Source organism: Trichlorobacter ammonificans, assembly GCF_933509905.1.
Taxonomy (GTDB): Bacteria; Desulfobacterota; Desulfuromonadia; order Geobacterales; family Pseudopelobacteraceae; genus Trichlorobacter; species Trichlorobacter ammonificans.
On the sequence record NZ_OW150024.1, the window covers coordinates 200,663 to 218,662 of the forward strand.

The following is an 18,000-nucleotide window of genomic DNA, read 5'->3' on the forward strand; positions in this document are numbered from 1 at the left end:
AAAGCAGCACTACCCACAGGAACAGGACAGCCCGGCCACTGTACCGTGGGACAGGGCAGTGCCGTTGGGACGCTGCTCCTTCGGCAGGTATGTTGTTCCGATTATGCAGCCTGGTCATTGCTGGACCTCGGTGGTTCGGCGGATAAAGGGAGACACGGGGAGAGCCATAAAAAACTCCCGTCCTCGGTGACAAGGGCGGGAGTCAGTGGGGTATGGGGACGGTCTGTGCGAACTCCGGCGTGTCGGTGGAGCCGGTACGCTATAGTAAGCATGTGCCGTTTGTCAAGGAACGGTTCGGTCACGGGCGGTGGCACCGAATGGTGTAGTCGTAGTCATGTCGACGGCGCTGTACGCCGCTTGGCCGACCGTAGGGTTTTGGCTGCTCAGGTTTTGCGTGCCGCTGCAGCCGCAGAAGGTCTCCGGCCCGAGTGCCGGACAGCGCCGCAGTACCTGTCGCGCCCGCCAGCAGTAAATCAATCGTTGACGCTGTGCGGCAAGGGTGGTAGTTACTAACTTTTAACTCGATAACTTTCGGCAGGTTTTCCCATGCTTGACATGAAATTCATTCGTGACCACCTGGACGAGGTGGAGCAGCGTCTTGCCACCCGTGGCGGTGAACTGTCCCTGGCCGGCTTCAAGGCGCTGGACGGGCGCCGTCGGGCACTTCTGACTGAGAGTGAAACGCTGAAAGCCCTGAAAAACAGTGCCTCCGAGGAGATTGCGCGGGTAAAGGACAAAAGTCAGGTCAAGGACAAGATCGCCGAGATGAAGGAGGTCAGCCAGCGGATCAAGGGGCTGGATGACGACCTGAAGGCCGTTGAGGAAGAGCTTTCCGCACTCTTGATGATGGTGCCCAACCTGCCCCACCCCGCAACACCGCTGGGCCGTTCGGAAGAGGATAACGTCGTGGTGCGTACCTGGGGAACGCCGCCGGTGTTTCCCTTCGAGCCCAAGTCGCACTGGGAGATCGGCGAACAGCTGGGGATTCTCGACTTTGAGCGGGCGGCCAAACTTACCGGTGCCCGTTTTGCCCTTTACAAGAGCGCCGGTGCCCGTCTCGAGCGGGCACTGATCAACTTCATGCTGGACCTGCATACCGGTGAACACGGATATACCGAGGTGATCCCACCCTTCATGGTCAACCGGGCCACCATGACCGGGACCGGTCAGTTGCCCAAGTTCGAGGAGGACCTGTTCAGGATCGTCGATCCCGACTATTTCTTGATTCCCACCGCCGAAGTGCCGGTGACCAATATCCACCGGGACGAGATTCTGCGGAAAAGTGACCTGCCGATCAGCTACACGGCCCATACCCCCTGTTTCAGGCGTGAAGCGGGCTCCTATGGCAAGGACACCCGCGGACTGATTCGTCAGCATCAGTTCAACAAAGTCGAGTTGGTCAGGTTTACTCATCCCGACTGTTCTGACGCCGAGCTTGAAAAGCTGACCGCCCATGCCGAAAAGGTGCTACAACTACTTGAACTTCCCTATCGGGTCGTGGCACTCTGCAGCGGCGACATCGGCTTCTCGGCCTGCAGAACCTACGACCTGGAGGTCTGGCTGCCAGGGCAGGGGGGATATCGTGAAATTTCCTCCTGTAGCAGTTTCGGCGATTTTCAGGCGCGCCGCGCCGGCATCCGCTTCCGGGAGGACGACAGGAGCAAGCCGGAGTTCGTGCACACCCTGAACGGTTCCGGGCTTGCCGTGGGGCGCACCGTTGTCGCCATTCTGGAGAACTTTCAGCAGGCCGACGGTTCGGTGGTGATCCCGCAAGCCCTTCGACCCTACATGGGCGGGCTGGAAAGAATCTGCAGCCCCTGACATAGCGGAGCAGCAAGACCTGCTCCGATGATGCGGAGAGATGGCCGAGCGGTTTAAGGCACCGGTCTTGAAAACCGGCGAGGTGCAAGCCTCCGTGAGTTCGAATCTCACTCTCTCCGCCATATAATAGTCCGGCATAGTCCGGTGTAGTATACAAAGCCCCTGAAATACGGGGCTTTTTCTTTTTTCTCTTGTCCGGCGTAATCCATGTTAGTATGCTTGAGTCTGGTTGCCTTGACGGTATTTGTGGCGGTATTCGCACCATGCCGCCAAGGTGGATACCGTCAAAACCGGAGGACAACAGCCATGCCCAGGAAAATTGCGCCACTCGCTGAACTACAGGTAAGCAAGGCAAAGCCGAAAGCAAAGGCGTACAAGCTGGCGGACGGTGACGGTATGTATCTGCTGGTGACGGTATCCGGCGGCAAGCTATGGCGGTATGACTACCGTTTCCAGGATAAGCGTAAAACAATGGCCCTGGGACAATATCCGGCGGTCTCCCTGGCCGATGCCCGGAAGCGCCGCGACGATGCCCGCAAGCTGCTTGCCAATGGTCAAGACCCGGCGGACGTGAAAAAGGCACAGAAGGCTACTGAAGAGCAACAGGCCACCACCTTTGAAATTGTGGCCCGCGAATGGTACGCCAAGAACGAGCTGGTATGGTCACAGGGGCATGCCGTCACCACCATGAACCGACTGACCCATGATGTGTTCCCCTGCTTTGGGGAAAAGCCGATTGCAGAGATCACGGCGGCGGATGTTCGCGCCATGCTCCTGAAGGTGGGCAACCGGGGCGCGGTAGAATCTGCGGCCCGTATCAAGATCATCTGCGGGCAGGTATTTCGGTACGCTATTGCCCACGGCGTGATCGAGCACGACCCGTCTTCAACCCTGAAGCCGTCCGAACTGTTCCAGAAGCGGGAGAAGGGACACTTTGCCGCCGTCACGAACCCGAAAGAGCTTGCCCCCCTGCTGCGGGCAATAGATGAGTACCACGGCACCGCCGTTGTCAAAGCGGCCTTGAAGCTGGCCCCGATGCTCTTTGTCCGGCCCGGTGAGCTACGGAATATGGAATGGCGGGAGATCGACCTTGACGCGGCGCTGTGGTCTATCCCGGCCACCAAAATGAAGACCCGGCAACCGCACCTTGTGCCATTGGCAAAGCAGGCCGTGGCGATACTGCGGGAGCTGCATCCCCTGACCGGCACCGGGCAGTATGTATTCCCTGGCCGTACCAGCTCCCGGCCGATGAGTAATAACTCGATCAACGCCGCCATGCGGTACATGGGATACGACGGCGACACCGTGACCGGCCACGGTTTCCGGGCAACGGCGCGGACCATCCTGGATGAAGTCTTGGGTTTCCGGGTGGAATGGATAGAACATCAGCTTGCCCACGCCGTGAAGGATGCCAACGGGCGCGCCTACAACCGGACTTCGTTTCTCGATGACCGGCGGCGGATGATGCAGCAGTGGGCGGACTACCTGGACGGGCTGAAGGCAGGCGCAAAGGTGATTCCATTGAAGCGGACGGCATAGTTAAAAAGCAGAGAAACGTGATTCGGTGGTCATGAGTAAAATCAGCGTGTTATGGGTATGGAATTCTTCAGGAAGTATCTCAACACATCCCTGGCGATCCCGGCGGTCCGTCTGGGGTTGCCAGCTCGGCTGGCAACCCCAGACGGACGCCGGCCAGCTCCGGCATAAGGCAGTGTGCCGGGACGATCGTCCCCCGGCACAGAGGGAGCAACGCGACCGTTGCGCCTTTGACTTTGACAACCGCTGGTGCAGATCAGTACCAAGCTGCCGCGCCGTCATGGTCCGTTGCTTCGGCATGGCTATTCGCACCTCATAGCAACCACACCCCTCCGGCAGCACCTCAACAGCCGTTCGCCGTCAGGCGTCGTCACAGCTTCATCAGCCCCCGTCCAGTAACACGGGGGCACCAAATACAACCACTATTTAAAATTAACCACTTATCGGCTAAATCTCTTCCAGCATGGCGGTACCTGTAACACGCCATGCTACAACCCCACACATTACCTATTTTCAGCCTTTGACCTGCGGTATCGACTCCCTTGAATGTAGAGAGTTGCAACTCTCCCCCAACTCTCTATCTGTAAAACATAAATAAGTTCAGCTGGATTTGAGAGTGGTAGAGAGTGGTAGAGAGTCTGGGGAAGGGCAGGGTGGGAACCATGACAATCTACCATTCTGAGGAAGCAGGTAAGCAATCATCAAAAAAATAAGGTGCTCCCGGAAACCGGTCTGGTCAGGCTGTGGCAAATCCTGGGGTATAAGAAGAAGGGGATAATTCTCATACGTGCGATAGCTGATACCCAGCAGAGCGGCCCTGATCCAAGGCAATTTCCCGTGATCAAGGAGCAAGGGGGCTGCCATTCGCGGTTCCCCGAGCACCGTTGGAAACGGCAAACGGTGAACTTTGGCGGTATGTTTTGCGGTATCCGGTAGGGCACTATTTTGCAAGCTGCCGATTATCATAACAAATACTCAGTTATTCGATGGACACTCTCCCATTGGCCGGGTGCCTTTGTCGTTGATTGCTCCCGACGGAAAACGGTGTGGCGCGTGCCGGAGTGCCTGGAATCAGGCACGAGAACACGGTTGCGCGAGCAGGTAAATTCAGGTATGACAAATGTGCCGGCTTGTGGTAAACAAGCAGACTGCACCACAACTCTCGATCAAGCAGTTCAATTCACTGTATAAAGCCACTTCAAGGCGACGGAGGAACAAAGCTATGGCAAACATCCTGATCGTTGACGACTCATCCACCATGCGCAAGATCATTTCCCGCTCCCTGCGTCAAGCCGGCCTGCCGGTTGACGACATTTTGGAGGCCGGGGACGGGATTGAGGGACTGAATGCCTTGCAGACATCGGGGAAGAAGGTCGACCTGATCCTGTCGGACATCAATATGCCCAACATGGATGGCCTTGAGTTCGTCAAGTCTGCCAGGGCAGCCGGTTTCAGCATGCCAATCGTGATGATCACCACCGAAGGCGGCGAGGATATCATTGCCGAAGCGCTGGCAAGCGGCGCAAAGGATTCCATCAAAAAGCCCTTTACCCCCGAGCAACTCAATGAAAAGCTGGGGGGGCTGTTATGAGCCTGAACACCGATATTGCTGAGTCCATGCGATTCAGCGAGCAACAGTTGGCGGAGTACGTCATCAATGCCACGCGTGAGGTGTTCTCCACCATGGTGATGATGGACCTTGCCGACGATTTTCCCCTCAAGGAGCCGATCACCCATTTCAAGTGCAGCATTACCGGCATGGTCGGTTTTGCCGGCACCTACTCGGGGGTTATTTCCATTCATTGCCCGGTCGTGCTGGCTAAAAAGGTGACGGCGGCCATGCTGGGCATGGAGGAGGCCGAGGTTGAGGAAGGGGGGGAGGACCTGAACGACGCCATCGGCGAGATCGCCAACATGCTGGGTGGCAGCGTCAAGATGATCCTCTCCAAAGGCGGTCTCGACGTCAAGCTTTCCATCCCCACCGTGATTGCCGGTGAGGACTATACGGTCAACTCCCTGTCGGATATCGATTGCGTAGTCATCCCGTTTACCGTCGAAAATGAACGCTTCCTTGTGGGGCTGACCCTCAAGAAGGAAGACTAGGCCTCCGAAACATAAAGCACGGGGCGGGGTGGTCCGTCCCGTGCCGCACAATCTACTTCTCTCCCGCGAGCCCCAATGGAAGGATACGACAAGCTTCACGAAATGCTGCAGAATGCCCTAGTACAGGCCGGCGAAGAAGCCGGTATGCTGCTGGGGCAGAGTCTTTCCGTGACGTTGACGGACTCGCTCACCTTCAGCAAAAGTGCCTATTTCGGCGATCTTGACGACGGCGTCTTCGTGCTGGAGGTGGAATCCCGCGAAGAATACCCCGGGCGCCTCTATCTGCTGTTCAATCTGCGTGACGCCATCCTGATGAGTTCGCTGCTGTTGGGAATTCCGGCGGCTCGAATCAAAGAAAAACAACGCCTTTCCATCATCGAGGCCGACGATATCGATGCCTTTGGTGAAATCGGCAACATGGTGAACGGGGCGCTCAACACGACCTTCCAGGGCAGTCTTTCCGGCAAGGCCCACCTGAAACTGCAGGGCTCAAAAAAGTACGTGCCGGAGATTGACCCGCTTTCCAGCGAAGAGCCGCTGCCTGACGGCGATTACCTGATGTTCCGTTCGAAGCTCGAAATGGAAGGTCAGGAGATGCACCACTTGGATGTGCTGATCCCGCTGGACCTGGGCAAGCTGTACGATCCGCCCGCCGAAGCGAAACCTGAAGCGGAACCGCCGGTGGAGGAGAGCGAGGAGGCGGCCGAGCCTGCCGTCGCCGCGGCCGCGGCACCAGTAGCCGATGGCGCCGTGGGAACCGTCCAGGCGGCAGTGGCCGGGAGCACCGGCGAGGATATGGTCGTCATTTTTGAGGACGACGACGTTGACCGGCACCAAATGGCGGAGTCACTCAAGTTCACCGGCTTCAAGATCGTGGAGAGCACCCTGAACGCCGATATCAAGGATATCCTGTCCCAGGGTAACGTCCGGTTGGTGGTGATCGGTTCACGGGATGCCGACGACCGGGAGCTTGCGGTCTGTATCAAGATCAACGCCCTGCGTCAGGAACAGCCGGTGCCGATCATCATGTCCGCCGAGCGTTGGACCCGTACCGCCGTGCTCAAGGCGCTCAAGTACGGTGCACGGGAAATCATCATCAAGCCCTGTGACTACGACGATCTCGTCAGCAAAGTGCGGCGGCTTTGCCGGATTATGGCGGTATGAACGCCACCTGGTCCCGCGCGATGCTGAAGACCATGGTACCGATAGGTTGTCTTGCGCTGGTGGTCGCCCTCCTTTTTCCCGGCATCGTATCCGCGGCTCCGGATGTCTCCGCTAACCGCATTCTGCGCGTTGAAATCAAGAACATCAAGCAGTTGACCAGAATTACGCTGTCCTGTGAGGCGGAGCCCCGCTATACCGTAACCGCTCTCCCCGGCGACCGTGTGAGGATCAGATTCAGCAATACCGACGGGCCGCTGTTTAAGGCCAAGCGACGCTATTCCGACAGTAACATCGGTGGTTTGGTCTTCCGTCGCTCCGCTGGTGACATGCTGCTGACCTTTGCAGTGGCTCCCCAACGGGTCGGCTGGCGTGTGGTCCATGCCAGCGGGGTTGCCGCATTGTCCATCGATATCGGCCCGAAGCTCGGTGAGCAAAATCTTCCGCCGGTGCTACCGGGACGAGAGCGTATCCGCAGCGGGGCAGAAAAGCTGCTCAAGGACTTTGATCCCCCGCTCAAACCAGAGATTCCGTTTGTGCCCACTGACCGGCAAGTGCTCAGCACGCTGTTGGGGGCTGAGGACCAGAATGTCTTCCTGACGGCGGAGAGTGCCCTCTACAAGGGGCAGTTGACTGCTGCTGAAGAGGTTTTCCAGCAGTTTGCCGCGCGTCAAGGGCCGGTCAGGCCGCTGGCGCTGTACCGATTGGCGGAAGCCCAGTACCGACTCCAGAAATACGCCCAGTCCCTTGCCACATTCCGTGAGGCGGTCCAGTTGTGGGATGCCTTTTTCTCCCTGAATCCGGCGGCTATGTTCTATTACGGCGACAGCATCGCCAGAAACGGTGACCTTCCCGGGGGACGGCAGTTGCTTGCCCGGCTTATCGCCACCCATGCCGACAAGAAGTATGCGCCGGTGCTGCTGGTACGCATGGCCGACGTACTGGCGCGCCAGGGCCATGATGCGGAGGCTTGGGCGATCTACCGCACCGTGGCTACCGAGTTCCGCGAGGGGAAGGCTCCCCAGATTGCCCGGATCAAGCTGGCCGACCGGGAGCTGCTTCACTCGACGCCTGATAACTATCGCACACTTGCAGCCGTGTACCGCACGCTTGCCGAGACGGCGGCCGACTACGATCTGCGTGAAGAAGCCGCTTTCAAGCATGCGTTACTCGAAGCGGTAAACGGTCCTCCCGACTCCGCCCTGGAGTTGGTCAAGCGCTACCAGAAGCGTTTTCCCAAAGGAGTTTTTCTCCCGATTACCAAGGATATGCGCGAAGATCTGGTGTTGCTGAGCTATCGTGCCAAAAAATGGGACAACGATCCTCCGGGGCTGATAAGTCTGGCCAGCGATAATCAGGAGTTCCTTGCGCTGGCCTCGGGATACCCGGGCTTTTTCCCTGCCGTTACCGAGGCGTTTGCAAAGATTGGCCGTCCCTTGGACTTGATCGCGCTCTATGTCAATATTCTGCAGCGTCCCTGGGTGGGACGCGACAGTCAGGCCTACCTTACGCTGGAGATTGCGGATCAGGCCGAGTTGCTTGGTGACGACCGGATGGCTCGGAAGACCCTGGAGAGCTTCCTGCGGCGCAACCCCGATCATCCCAAAGTGCAGGAAGCGCGGGAAAAGCTTGGAGCCTTGCTGTACAGAGCCAAAGATTTGACAGGTGTGCGGGCGCAGCTTGCCTGGTTGCTGGCCAAGGACACCAAGGCGGCGCGCCCGATAAGCTACTACTATCTGGGAAGGGCGCTGTGGGAGAGCAAGCAGTACGCTCAGGCAGCCCTTGCCATGGAGACCTATGCGGCGGCGGTCAGGGCCGAAAAGGAACAGCCGCCGCTGGTGGGTGACGCCTACTATATTGCGGCGCTGTCCGAGCAGGCGCAGGGCCGCTTGTCGAAGGCAGCCAGCCTGCTGCAGGAAGGAATGAACAAGGTCGCGCCGGAGCGCAGAGACCAGTTCCTGTACAAACTGGGCGAAGTGGCGCTTCAGGACAACCGGGTGCAGCAGGCCCGCGAGTTTTTTGAGCAGATCGTCAGATCCGGGACGGACTCTGACTGGCGTCGCCTGGCTCGCCAGGCTCTCCTGGACAGGCGGTTCCCGTCCGAGCCTCAGTCAAAAAAACCATAAGTCAAAACTTCTGACAGTCAAATTTCCGACGATCCCTGTAGCCCCCCCAGGGGCACCCCCGGTCTCCCAGTCTTAACGTGCTGATATTGCAGTTTTGTTTTTGGGGGCACGATATTTGCATTTTCGTTTCTTGCGCGTGCCGTGTGCAAGAACTGGGGTGCTGCGGCTGTCGGAATCGGCGGTGCGGTGAGTGCCAGTGTTGCATTGAGGGTGGCGAGTTACTTATCTTTGTCCCGCCTGGAGGATATGCCAGATGCCAGTTGAGGGCCTGTTCAGTACAACCATTGATGTTCTGAGTAAGAGCGTTGACCTGCGGACGCGTGCTCACAACCTGACCGCCAGTAATATCGCCAATGCCGAAACCCCCGGTTATACGCCCAAGGCGTTGCAGTTCGAAGAGTCGCTGCAGCAGGCTGTCAAAAAATCGACAAAGCGTGGGGGCGGAACCCCTTCGACCACCCATCCGGCGCATATCCCATTGAAACGGACCGGCGATTCGATTCAGCAGGTGCGGGGAGATGTTGTTGAGGTGCCTGCCAAAACACCCGGACGAGACGGCAATTCCGTTGAGCTTGAAAATGAAATGAGCCGCATGATGCAGAACCAGGTGCTGTTCAATGCATCGGCGCAGTTGCTTACGAAAAAGTTCGAAGGACTGCGGTCGGCGCTGAGGGAGGGCAAATAAATGGATCTTTTTACCGCCATGGGTACCAGTTCGTCGGCATTGTCCGCCGAACGAACCCGCATGAACCTGATATCGAGCAACCTTGCCAACGCCAATACGACGCGTACGGCGGAAGGAGGCCCCTACAGGCGCAAAGATGCCATCTTTCTGGCAACACCGCCGACGGACACATTCGGTAAGACGCTTGCGGGAGTTACGGCCACCCAGATCCGGCAGGTGACGGTCAGCGGCATCATTGAAGACAAAAATGCCCCCCGCATGCAGTATGACCCGTCGCATCCTGACGCCACTCCCGACGGATACGTGGCCATGCCGAACGTGAACGTCGTTGAGGAAATGGTTGATATGATTACTGCGACCAGGGTGTACGAGGCAAACGTGATGGCCGCGCAGGCGGCAAAGGGCATGGCGCTGAAAACCCTGGAAATCGGGCGTTAGGGAGTTAGTCTATGAATATTTCGCAGATTGGTGGGATTGGCGGCTCACTGCAATCGTTTGCTTCCCCCGCAACGCAGTTTACGGACACGCTTGCGAACGCTTCCGGCTCTGGCGGCAAGCTGAACCCCGCCAGCGGGTTTGCCTCGGAAACCGGTGCCGCCGGTATGACGCAGGCCTTTGGCGTTTCGTCACCGCAGGCTTCGTCGTCCGTGGCTGAAACCGCCGGAAAGTTCTTCAAGGAGTTGGTGAACAAGGTCAATGACATGCAGCAGCAGTCCGATGTGGCCATTCAGCAGCTTGCAACCGGAGAAAACCGCAATCTTCACGAAACCATCACTCGCCGTCGAGAAGGCCAGCATATCCTTCCAGTTCATGTCGCAGGTGCGCAACAAGGCGCTTGAGGCGTACCAGGAAGTCATGCGCATGCAGGTCTGACGTTGAGTCAGGCGGCCCACGCCTGGCTCCCGAACATGGTAACGCAATCCCGAGGGGGCTGACCATACAATGCCGGAAGGTCTGAAAAGAATAGCCGAGCCGTTTCTGGCTCTGTCGCCGGGTAGGCGTCTGCTGGTTGTTGCGGTTGTGGCAATCAGCATTGTCGCGTTTGGCGCATTGATCATGGTGGCAAACCGGACGGACTACCGTCCGCTGTTCACCAACCTGACCAGTGAAGATGCCGGCGAAATAGTCAAAAAATTGAAGGATGCCAAGACACCCTACACCATCATGCCTGACGGCAAGGGGATTATGGTGCCGTCGGACCGTGTGCACGAGCTGCGGCTCTCCCTTGCTTCCGAGGGGCTTCCCCAGGGGGGCGGTGTTGGGTTCGAGATCTTTGACAGAAAAAATTTCGGCATGACGGAGTTTGTGCAGAAGCTGAACTACCAGCGGGCGCTGCAAGGGGAGCTTGCCCGGACGATTTCGCAGATTTCGGGCGTCGAGCAGGCGCGCGTGCATCTGGTGATACCGGAAAAAACCCTCTTCAAGGAATCCGAGAAGCCGCCGACGGCATCGATTGTCCTCAAGCTGAAGGGGAGCCGAAGCCTGAAGGAGAACGAGGTCCAGGGAATCATGCACCTCGTTGCTGCCTCCATTGAGGGCATGAACTCCGAGAACGTGACGGTGCTGGACAGCAAGGGAAAGATCTTGAGCAAGGGCGGTGCTGCCATGGCCGATGCCACGGCAAAGGCAACCAGTGCCATGCAGGAGATGCAACGCGCCTACGAGCGCAATCTGGAGGAACGGCTGCAGACCTTGCTTGACCCGGTTGTCGGTGGCGGCAAGTCAGTGGCCAGGGTTGCGGCAACCTTTGACTTCAAGCGGGTCGAACGGGTTGAAGAGAAGTTCGATCCCGAGAGCATTGCCGTGCGGAGTGAGCAGCGGACGGAGGAAAAGTCTTCATCGAGCTCCGGGGCGGTCGCCACGCCGGGAGTCCAGACCAACCTGGGACGCAACACCCAGGCAGGTGGCGCTGCCAACGACAACAACAACAGCAAAAACGATGAAACCCTGAACTACGAGGTCAGCCGGAGCACGGCCCGTATTATCGAGCCGGTGGGGGCGCTGGGCAAGGTGTCGGTGGCGATCCTGGTTGACGGCAAGTACGAGGCGGCACCGGTTGCCAAGGACGGCAAGGCCGCGGCTCCCAAGTACATCCCCCGCTCTCCCGAGGAGCTGCAAAAAATTGAAGCGCTGGTCAAGGGGGCCATTGGTTTCAACCCGGAGCGCGGTGATCAGTTGAGCATCCAGAATATTCCGTTCCAGGACCCCGGTGATGCCGCCGGTACTGCCGTCAGCCCGCAATGGTGGACCAATCCGTTCTTCCTGACCCTGGCCAAAAATCTGGTCATCGGCTTGGGATTCGTTGCCCTGATGCTGCTGGTTATCAAGCCGTTGTTGAATACCCTGCGGGCTGCCCGCCCGCCGCGGCTCGACATCCTTGAATCGATCACCCCGGAGGTGCAGGAGAAGATGTCGGCAAGCGAGCGGGCACAGTTGGCCATGCACATGGCCGAGCAGCAGGACCTGATTGAAAAAGCCAAGGCCAATCCGTATCAGGTTGCCCAGATTTTGCAGAACTGGATCCGGGAGGAATCCTGATGGCGCGGGACACAAGGATACGACTGGCTGTGTTTGAGGGTGCGGCACCATGAACGGTACGGAAAAGGCGGCAATTCTGCTTCTTTACCTTGGCACCGAGGCAACAGCCAAGGTGTTCGAGCATATGGAGGACGACGAGATCAAGCGTATCTCGCGCAGTATGGGGCAGTTGGGCCACGTCAACCGTACCACCATCACCCAGGTGGTCGATGAATTCAACGAGGTGATTTCTCCCGAGTCAGGCATTTTTGCCCAGGGCGACGAGTTCGTGCGCAAGGTGCTGGAAAAGGCGCTGGGTCCTGCCAAGGCCCAGATGTTGATGGATGAACTGCAGGCATCCAGCTACGGCGACCTGGTCGATATTCTCTCCTCGATGGATTCAAAGAGTATTGCCAACTTTATTTCCCAAGAGCATCCCCAGACCATCGCCGTGGTGCTTGCAAAGCTGAAATCAAAGCAGACCAGTGAGATCATTTCCGCGCTTCCCCAGGAGTTACAGGCGGAGGTGGTGTTGCGCATTGCCGATGTTGAGCAGGTGTCACCGGAAATTCTTCAGGAAATCGATGACGTCATGCGGCGCGAGCTGAAATCCATGGGGGGCGTGCAGCGGTACAAGGTGGGTGGTGTCGAGAAGGTTGTTGACATGTTCAACCACTTCGATCGCAGCAAGGAAAAACAGATTCTGGAAAAGCTGGATGTCCTCAGTCCTCCGCTTGCTGAAGTCATCCGTAAACATCTCTTCACCTTCGAGGATGTGTTCTCCCTGGATGATCGCTCCATTCAGTCGGTCATGCGCGAGGTCTCCAATGATACCCTGACCCTTGCCATGAAGACCTCCACGGATGACGTCAAAAACAAGATTTTCAAGAACATCTCCAGCCGAGCTGCGGAGATGATCAAGGAGGACCTGGAGGTGATGGGGCCGGTGCGTCTGTCGGACGTCGAAAAGGCCCAGTCCGAAATCATCAAGATCGTCCGCAAGATGGAAGAGGAAGGCAAGATCGTGCTGGGCGGCCGGGGAAGCGAAGATGTCCTCGTCTAGGATTATCAAATCAGCTGCCACGCCCCAGGGAATCACTGATTTCAGCTTTCATGCCATTGTCAGGGGAGCACCCGTTGCGACGCCGCCCCAGCAGCCCACCGGGGGGGGATTCGTGCCGCTGGGAATCTTCGACCTGTCGGAAGTCGGTCCGAAATGCGGTTTGGCGCCGCAGGTGGAACCGCAGGATGCGCCGGAAGAACCGCCGGGCCGCTTCGTCAGTGACGAGGAGTTCCAGCGTACGCAGGATGAGGCGTACCAGCGCGGGCTTCAGGATGGCAAGAATCTCGCCGAGCGAGGACTGCAGCATGTGTTCCGGACCCTGCGCACTGCGGTGGAGGATCTCCAGCTACAGCGTGAAAAGGTGCTGCGCGACTCGGAAGACCACCTGCTGTCCCTGGTCATGACCATTGCCGGCAGCGTCATTCGGCGGGAAGTGCAGCAGGACCGCGAGACCGTTGTCAGGCTGATCCAGACAGCCGTCGGGACACTGAACAAGCAGGATGAACTGGTCATCCGGGTGAATCCGGATGATCATGCCCTGCTGACGGGTAGTTATGCCGAGCTGTTGCGCCGTGAGCTGGGTACCGTATCGTTCGAGTTGAAAGGCGACCCGGCGGTTACCAGCGGCGGCTGTCTGGTGGAAACCAGGCTGGGTACGGTGGATGCCGGGCTGGAGGCGCAGCTTGCGGAGTTCTACCGCGGTCTGCTGGAAGAACAGTCTCAGCAGAGTCATGCTGCGGACGAGGAGTAAGCGGCTCGGATGCTGAAACGCAGTGTGGATATGGGGCGCTATCTGCGTGTCGCGCAGAACGTCAATCCGATCCGCCTCCATGGCAAGGTCACCCAGGTGGTGGGACTGGTCATTGAAGGGTATTGCCCGGATACCTCGGTCGGCGCCATCTGTGAAATACGTCCCCAGGGCGGAGAGGCGATTCCGGCGGAGGTGGTGGGGTTCCGGGACGGCAAGACGCTGCTGATGCCGTTGGGTGAGCTGCGGGGGGTCGGCTTGGACAGCCTGATCGCCGTGCGGCGCGAAAAAGCCACGCTGGGGGTCGGCCCCATGCTGCTGGGCCGTGTAATTGACGGACTCGGCAACCCGATCGACGAGAAGGGCCCCCTGCAGTTGGATGAGGAATATCCAATTTACGCCGTACCGGTGAACCCGATGAAGCGGCCTCCCATCCGGCGACCGCTTGACTTGGGGATTCGTTCCATCAACGGGCTCCTGACCTGTGGCCAGGGGCAGCGGGTCGGGATCATGGCCGGTTCGGGGGTCGGCAAGTCGACGCTGCTCGGCATGATCGCCCGCTACACCGAAGCGGATGTCAACGTCATCGCCCTGATCGGCGAACGGGGGCGCGAGCTGCGTGAGTTTGTCGAAAAGGACCTGCAGGAACAGGGGCTGAAAAAGTCGGTGGTAGTGGTGGCGACATCGGACCAGCCGCCGCTGGTGCGGATGCGGGGCGCCTACCTGGCAACCGCCATTGCGGAATATTTCAAGGACACGGGCAAAAAAGTGTTGTTGATGATGGATTCGGCGACACGTTTTGCCATGGCCATGCGGGAAGTCGGGCTGGCCATCGGTGAACCGCCCACGACCAAGGGGTACACGCCATCGGTATTTGCCGCCCTGCCCAAACTGCTGGAACGGACCGGCAATTTCCCCGAAGGGAGTATTACCGGACTGTATACGGTGCTGGTGGAAGGCGACGATTTCAACGAACCGATATCCGACGCCATGCGCAGTATTCTGGACGGGCATATTGTCCTGTCGCGGGAACTGGCTGCCCGTAACATCTATCCGCCCATTGACGTCATGGCCAGCGCCAGCCGGGTCATGACGGACGTTACCGATGCGGCGCACCAGAAGCTTGCCGGCCAGTTTAAGGAAACCCTGGCAATCTACCGGCAGTCTGAGGATCTGATCAATATCGGCGCCTACAAGGCCGGCAGCAACCAGGGTATCGACGAAGCGATCCGCAAAATCGACGCCATGATTTCGTACCAGCGCCAGGCTGTAACCGACCCGGTTACCCTGGCGGACTCGATTGCGGGTCTCCAGCAGATTTTCGGGTCATAAGCTGTGCTGTAGCACGTAGCGGGTGATGCCATGAGCTCTCACAAGCGCTTTGGACTGCATCAGGTGCTGAGCTACCGGAAAGAACTGGAGCGGCTGCGTAAGCTTGAGTTCGCGGCGGCAAAACGCAACCTGGATGATGCCTGCGATCTGCTGGAGCAGGAGCAGCGCAACGCTGCACGGCTTGCCGACGAATTTGCCGCAAACCAGGAAAAACTGACTTCAGTGGTGGACCTGCAGCTCTACGCCAATTTTTTTGCCCGTAAGCGGCAGGAGCTGAAGGTGCAGCAGGCCAGGATCGAGGAGCTTGATCAGATGCTGGAGGTACAACGTCAACAGTTGCAGGCTGCCACCACGGAAAAAAAGGTGATGGAGCAGCTGAAGGTGAAACAGGATGCCGCGTTCCGTAAGGAGCAGGCCCACAAGGAGGCGCTGCTTCTGGACGAGATCGCAGTGCAGAAAAAGGGACAGGAGTGAATCCGTTGAAGCCACGTTGGGCGTACGTACTTGCAGGAGTTGTTGCCATGGGGGCTGTGGCGACGGTTGCGCTGACCGCCCCGCAGGGGAGCGACCAGCGCCAGCCCGTGTCGGGAGATCCGGTGCCCCCGACCCGTGCTGCGCGGGAAGAGCGGGCCATTCAGGAGACGCGGCGGCAGCAGCTGGCTGAGCGTGAGGCGGCACTTGCCGCCAAGGAAGAAGAACTGAAAAAGCTGGGTGAAAAGATCGATAGCCAGTTAAAGGCGCTTGAAGAGACGAAGAAAAAGTACGAGGAGCTGCTGAAGGCCGAAGAAGAACGCCAGAAGCAACTTCAAGGAGAGCGGGTCACCAAAATGGTGAAGCTGTTCAAGACCCTCAAGGCGGCTGAATCGGCCAAGCTGCTCGACAAGATGGAAGAGGGCGAGGCACGTTTGATCCTTGACCGCCTCGATACGAAAACGGTAGCCAAGCTGGTCCCCAATATCAGTCAGCCGCGTACCATCCGCTGGGTGAACGAGAACCTGCAGCGACGGGGCGAAAAGCAGTAAAAAGAAACGCGCCTCCTGCCGATAAGGTGAGATGTGGGCTCTTTGTCAGCCACGACATCTTATTGGTGAAAGGAGGTGAAAGAATGAATGCAGCGCAAATTTTCATGATGCCGCTTGCAGGCGCAGCTCCGGCAGATACTTCAACCAATGCTGCATCTGCTGCAAACGCGGCTCCTCTGGCCGGGGACCCGTTCAGTCAGGTACTCAGCGACCTGCTGGATGGTAACGGCGTTCTCTCCGATCCCGCTTCAGAATCATCCACCGAAGCATCTGAGCATGGTACAGCATCCTGGGCCGAACTTCCGGCCACTCCTTCCCCTGATCCGGCGCTACAGCAGATTGTGGCAGCAACAGCAGGTGCGGTTGCCGTTGCGGCTCCGCAGCAGACTGTTCAGCAGACTGTGGTGGAAACAGCGGTGGGGGAGTTACAGCAGCAGCAAGCCGTACCGGTGCAATCAACAGTGCCGGTTATGGTATCGGTCAACGAAACTGCTGAACATGTCGAGACATTCGCCTCACCGAAGATCGAGGTTTCGGAAGCAACCATGAGCAACAGGGCCGTTGTCGGTGCTGACGCTACCGTCAGGAGGGAAGCAGCGGTGGTTGCGGCCCAGGCTGCACCGGTGGCTACGGCTGTTCAGCCGCAGGCTGCTGTCGTACATGACGCTACCGTCAGGACAGATGGACCGGTGGTTGCGGCCCAGGCTGCACCGGTGGCTACGGCTGTTCAGCCGCAGGCTGCTGTCGCACATGACGCTACCGTCAGGGCAGAGGTCCCGGTGGTTGCGGCCCAGGCTGCACCGGCGGTTAGTGCCGTTCAGCCGCAGGCTGCTGCCGCACATGACGTTACTGTCAGGGCAGAGGTCCCGGTGGTTGCGGCCCAGGCTGCACCGGCGGTTAGTGCTGTTCAGCCGCAGGCTGCTGCCGCACATGACGCTACCGTCAGGGCAGAGGTCCCGGTGGTTTCGGCCCAGGCTGCACCGGCGGTTAGTGCCGTTCAGCCGCAGGCTGCTGTTGCACACGAGGTTACCGTCAGGCCAGAGGCACCAGCGGTTGCGCCTCAGGATGCAGCGCCGCTCAACCGGCCGCACGCAAACGCTTCAGCAGAATGGTGGAGTTATGAACGGTTGGGTAAGCCGGTCGCCTCTCCGGTGGAAGGAGGCGCCCAGAATCGTCCAGCCATAGCGGAAGAACCGGTTGGCAACCTTCTGGCAGTTGCCGGCGTGAAGTCGCCATCTGAACAGCCGGAGCCCGCTACGGCAACCGTAACGGAGCTTACGGTGGAAGCTCCACTTCAGGGAAGAACCCCGGCTGACGGCACCGGCATGCAACATCCGGCACTCTCTTCGACAACGGCGACACGCAGTGAAACCGTGGCTCATGCCGAACGGACCGCCGAGTCGAACCGTCCTGCACTGTCGGAACAGGTAACCCGGCAGGTGGCTGAGCGGCTGGGCAGCCACGACTTCAAGCAGGGGAAAGAGCGGATTTCACTTACCCTGAATCCTGAAAACCTGGGCAAGATTCAAATGAATTTCCAGATGGACCAGCAGAACCTGCGCATCGAGATCGTGGCCGAGAACCGGACGGTCCGCGATGCGCTGGTGCAACAGGCCGACCTTGTCAAGGAAAGCTTGGCCCGCCAGAACATCACGGTCGAAAAGTTTGACATTGCCACATCCGGCGAACGGGCGTTCCAGCAGCAGTACCAGCAGTCCCCGCAGCAGCGCGGGCTCTATGGCTCCCTGTATGAACGACAGGGTGGCGGCCGGGGCGTAACGGCCGGCGCTTCCGGTGGCACAGATGACTATCAGGTACCGGACGGGCTTCAGTATTTCGAGCAGCAGTACGAATCAACCTTTGCCTACAGAGCGTGATGACGAAAG

The 18,000-nt window shown here is 58.7% G+C and carries 15 protein-coding genes, 1 tRNA gene and 1 pseudogene; all 17 read left to right on the forward strand.

Features of this window, described 5'->3' with window-relative positions; translation table 11 throughout:
• The first annotated feature begins 546 nt into the window (after nucleotides 1–546).
• The 17 genes and pseudogenes from serS (at nucleotide 547) to RAK07_RS00835 (ending at nucleotide 17,991) form a co-directional block, all read left to right on the forward strand.
• Entirely contained in the window at nucleotides 547–1,821 is a 1,275-nt protein-coding gene (gene serS / locus RAK07_RS00755) for a serine--tRNA ligase (protein ID WP_305730952.1), read from the forward strand.
• A 34-nt stretch (nucleotides 1,822–1,855) separates the two neighbouring features.
• Nucleotides 1,856–1,943 (forward strand) — tRNA-Ser (locus RAK07_RS00760).
• A gap of 184 nt (nucleotides 1,944–2,127) precedes the next feature.
• Complete coding sequence (locus tag RAK07_RS00765) at nucleotides 2,128–3,360, forward strand: tyrosine-type recombinase/integrase (RefSeq protein WP_305730953.1); 1,233 nt, start codon at nucleotides 2,128–2,130, stop codon at nucleotides 3,358–3,360.
• 1,219 nt (nucleotides 3,361–4,579) lie between these two features.
• Nucleotides 4,580–4,948, forward strand: a complete 369-nt coding sequence (locus RAK07_RS00770; protein ID WP_305730954.1) for a response regulator — start codon at nucleotides 4,580–4,582, stop codon at nucleotides 4,946–4,948.
• Entirely contained in the window at nucleotides 4,945–5,460 is a 516-nt protein-coding gene (locus RAK07_RS00775) for a chemotaxis protein CheX (protein WP_305730955.1), read from the forward strand. Before RAK07_RS00770 ends, RAK07_RS00775 begins: the two co-directional genes overlap by 4 nt.
• Before the next feature lie 75 nt (nucleotides 5,461–5,535).
• On the forward strand, nucleotides 5,536–6,624 hold the full coding sequence (locus RAK07_RS00780) for a response regulator (RefSeq protein WP_305730956.1): 1,089 nt from the start codon (nucleotides 5,536–5,538) through the stop codon (nucleotides 6,622–6,624).
• On the forward strand, nucleotides 6,621–8,747 hold the full coding sequence (locus tag RAK07_RS00785) for a tetratricopeptide repeat protein (RefSeq protein WP_305730957.1): 2,127 nt from the start codon (nucleotides 6,621–6,623) through the stop codon (nucleotides 8,745–8,747). Before RAK07_RS00780 ends, RAK07_RS00785 begins: the two co-directional genes overlap by 4 nt.
• A gap of 253 nt (nucleotides 8,748–9,000) precedes the next feature.
• Nucleotides 9,001–9,432 carry a flagellar basal body rod protein FlgB gene (gene flgB / locus RAK07_RS00790; RefSeq protein WP_305730958.1) on the forward strand — a complete coding sequence of 144 codons (432 nt, stop codon included), beginning with the start codon at nucleotides 9,001–9,003 and terminating at the stop codon, nucleotides 9,430–9,432.
• Nucleotides 9,433–9,870 (forward strand): flagellar basal body rod protein FlgC, encoded by a 438-nt coding sequence (gene flgC, locus RAK07_RS00795; RefSeq protein WP_305730959.1) that lies wholly within the window; start codon nucleotides 9,433–9,435, stop codon nucleotides 9,868–9,870.
• Nucleotides 9,871–10,034: 164 nt separating this feature from the next.
• Nucleotides 10,035–10,305, forward strand: a pseudogene (gene fliE, locus RAK07_RS14105) (flagellar hook-basal body complex protein FliE).
• A 69-nt stretch (nucleotides 10,306–10,374) separates the two neighbouring features.
• Complete coding sequence (gene fliF, locus RAK07_RS00805) at nucleotides 10,375–11,970, forward strand: flagellar basal-body MS-ring/collar protein FliF (RefSeq protein ID WP_305730960.1); 1,596 nt, start codon at nucleotides 10,375–10,377, stop codon at nucleotides 11,968–11,970.
• Between the two features lie 49 nt (nucleotides 11,971–12,019).
• Nucleotides 12,020–13,012 carry a flagellar motor switch protein FliG gene (gene fliG / locus RAK07_RS00810; protein ID WP_305730961.1) on the forward strand — a complete coding sequence of 331 codons (993 nt, stop codon included), beginning with the start codon at nucleotides 12,020–12,022 and terminating at the stop codon, nucleotides 13,010–13,012.
• Entirely contained in the window at nucleotides 12,999–13,763 is a 765-nt protein-coding gene (locus RAK07_RS00815; protein ID WP_305730962.1) for a FliH/SctL family protein, read from the forward strand. Before fliG ends, RAK07_RS00815 begins: the two co-directional genes overlap by 14 nt.
• 9 nt (nucleotides 13,764–13,772) lie before the next feature.
• Nucleotides 13,773–15,092, forward strand: coding sequence for a FliI/YscN family ATPase (locus RAK07_RS00820; RefSeq protein WP_305730963.1), 1,320 nt, complete (start codon nucleotides 13,773–13,775; stop codon nucleotides 15,090–15,092).
• Nucleotides 15,093–15,122: 30 nt separating this feature from the next.
• Nucleotides 15,123–15,566 carry a flagellar export protein FliJ gene (gene fliJ, locus RAK07_RS00825; RefSeq protein ID WP_305730964.1) on the forward strand — a complete coding sequence of 148 codons (444 nt, stop codon included), beginning with the start codon at nucleotides 15,123–15,125 and terminating at the stop codon, nucleotides 15,564–15,566.
• A gap of 47 nt (nucleotides 15,567–15,613) precedes the next feature.
• On the forward strand, nucleotides 15,614–16,114 hold the full coding sequence (locus tag RAK07_RS00830; protein WP_305730965.1) for a hypothetical protein: 501 nt from the start codon (nucleotides 15,614–15,616) through the stop codon (nucleotides 16,112–16,114).
• An 83-nt stretch (nucleotides 16,115–16,197) separates the two neighbouring features.
• Complete coding sequence (locus tag RAK07_RS00835) at nucleotides 16,198–17,991, forward strand: flagellar hook-length control protein FliK (RefSeq protein ID WP_305730966.1); 1,794 nt, start codon at nucleotides 16,198–16,200, stop codon at nucleotides 17,989–17,991.
• Nucleotides 17,992–18,000 lie beyond the last annotated feature (9 nt).

Excerpts from the sequence above, each read along its gene's own strand:
- serS (WP_305730952.1), top strand. The coding sequence starts at position 547 with ATGCTTGACATGAAATTCATTCGTGACCACCTGGACGAGGTGGAGCAG.
- RAK07_RS00765 (WP_305730953.1), top strand. The coding sequence starts at position 2,128 with ATGCCCAGGAAAATTGCGCCACTCGCTGAACTACAGGTAAGCAAGGCA.
- RAK07_RS00770 (WP_305730954.1), top strand. The coding sequence starts at position 4,580 with ATGGCAAACATCCTGATCGTTGACGACTCATCCACCATGCGCAAGATC.
- RAK07_RS00775 (WP_305730955.1), top strand. The coding sequence starts at position 4,945 with ATGAGCCTGAACACCGATATTGCTGAGTCCATGCGATTCAGCGAGCAA.
- RAK07_RS00780 (WP_305730956.1), top strand. The coding sequence starts at position 5,536 with ATGGAAGGATACGACAAGCTTCACGAAATGCTGCAGAATGCCCTAGTA.
- RAK07_RS00785 (WP_305730957.1), top strand. The coding sequence starts at position 6,621 with ATGAACGCCACCTGGTCCCGCGCGATGCTGAAGACCATGGTACCGATA.
- flgB (WP_305730958.1), top strand. The coding sequence starts at position 9,001 with ATGCCAGTTGAGGGCCTGTTCAGTACAACCATTGATGTTCTGAGTAAG.
- flgC (WP_305730959.1), top strand. The coding sequence starts at position 9,433 with ATGGATCTTTTTACCGCCATGGGTACCAGTTCGTCGGCATTGTCCGCC.
- fliF (WP_305730960.1), top strand. The coding sequence starts at position 10,375 with ATGCCGGAAGGTCTGAAAAGAATAGCCGAGCCGTTTCTGGCTCTGTCG.
- fliG (WP_305730961.1), top strand. The coding sequence starts at position 12,020 with ATGAACGGTACGGAAAAGGCGGCAATTCTGCTTCTTTACCTTGGCACC.
- RAK07_RS00815 (WP_305730962.1), top strand. The coding sequence starts at position 12,999 with ATGTCCTCGTCTAGGATTATCAAATCAGCTGCCACGCCCCAGGGAATC.
- RAK07_RS00820 (WP_305730963.1), top strand. The coding sequence starts at position 13,773 with ATGCTGAAACGCAGTGTGGATATGGGGCGCTATCTGCGTGTCGCGCAG.
- fliJ (WP_305730964.1), top strand. The coding sequence starts at position 15,123 with ATGAGCTCTCACAAGCGCTTTGGACTGCATCAGGTGCTGAGCTACCGG.
- RAK07_RS00830 (WP_305730965.1), top strand. The coding sequence starts at position 15,614 with ATGGGGGCTGTGGCGACGGTTGCGCTGACCGCCCCGCAGGGGAGCGAC.
- RAK07_RS00835 (WP_305730966.1), top strand. The coding sequence starts at position 16,198 with ATGAATGCAGCGCAAATTTTCATGATGCCGCTTGCAGGCGCAGCTCCG.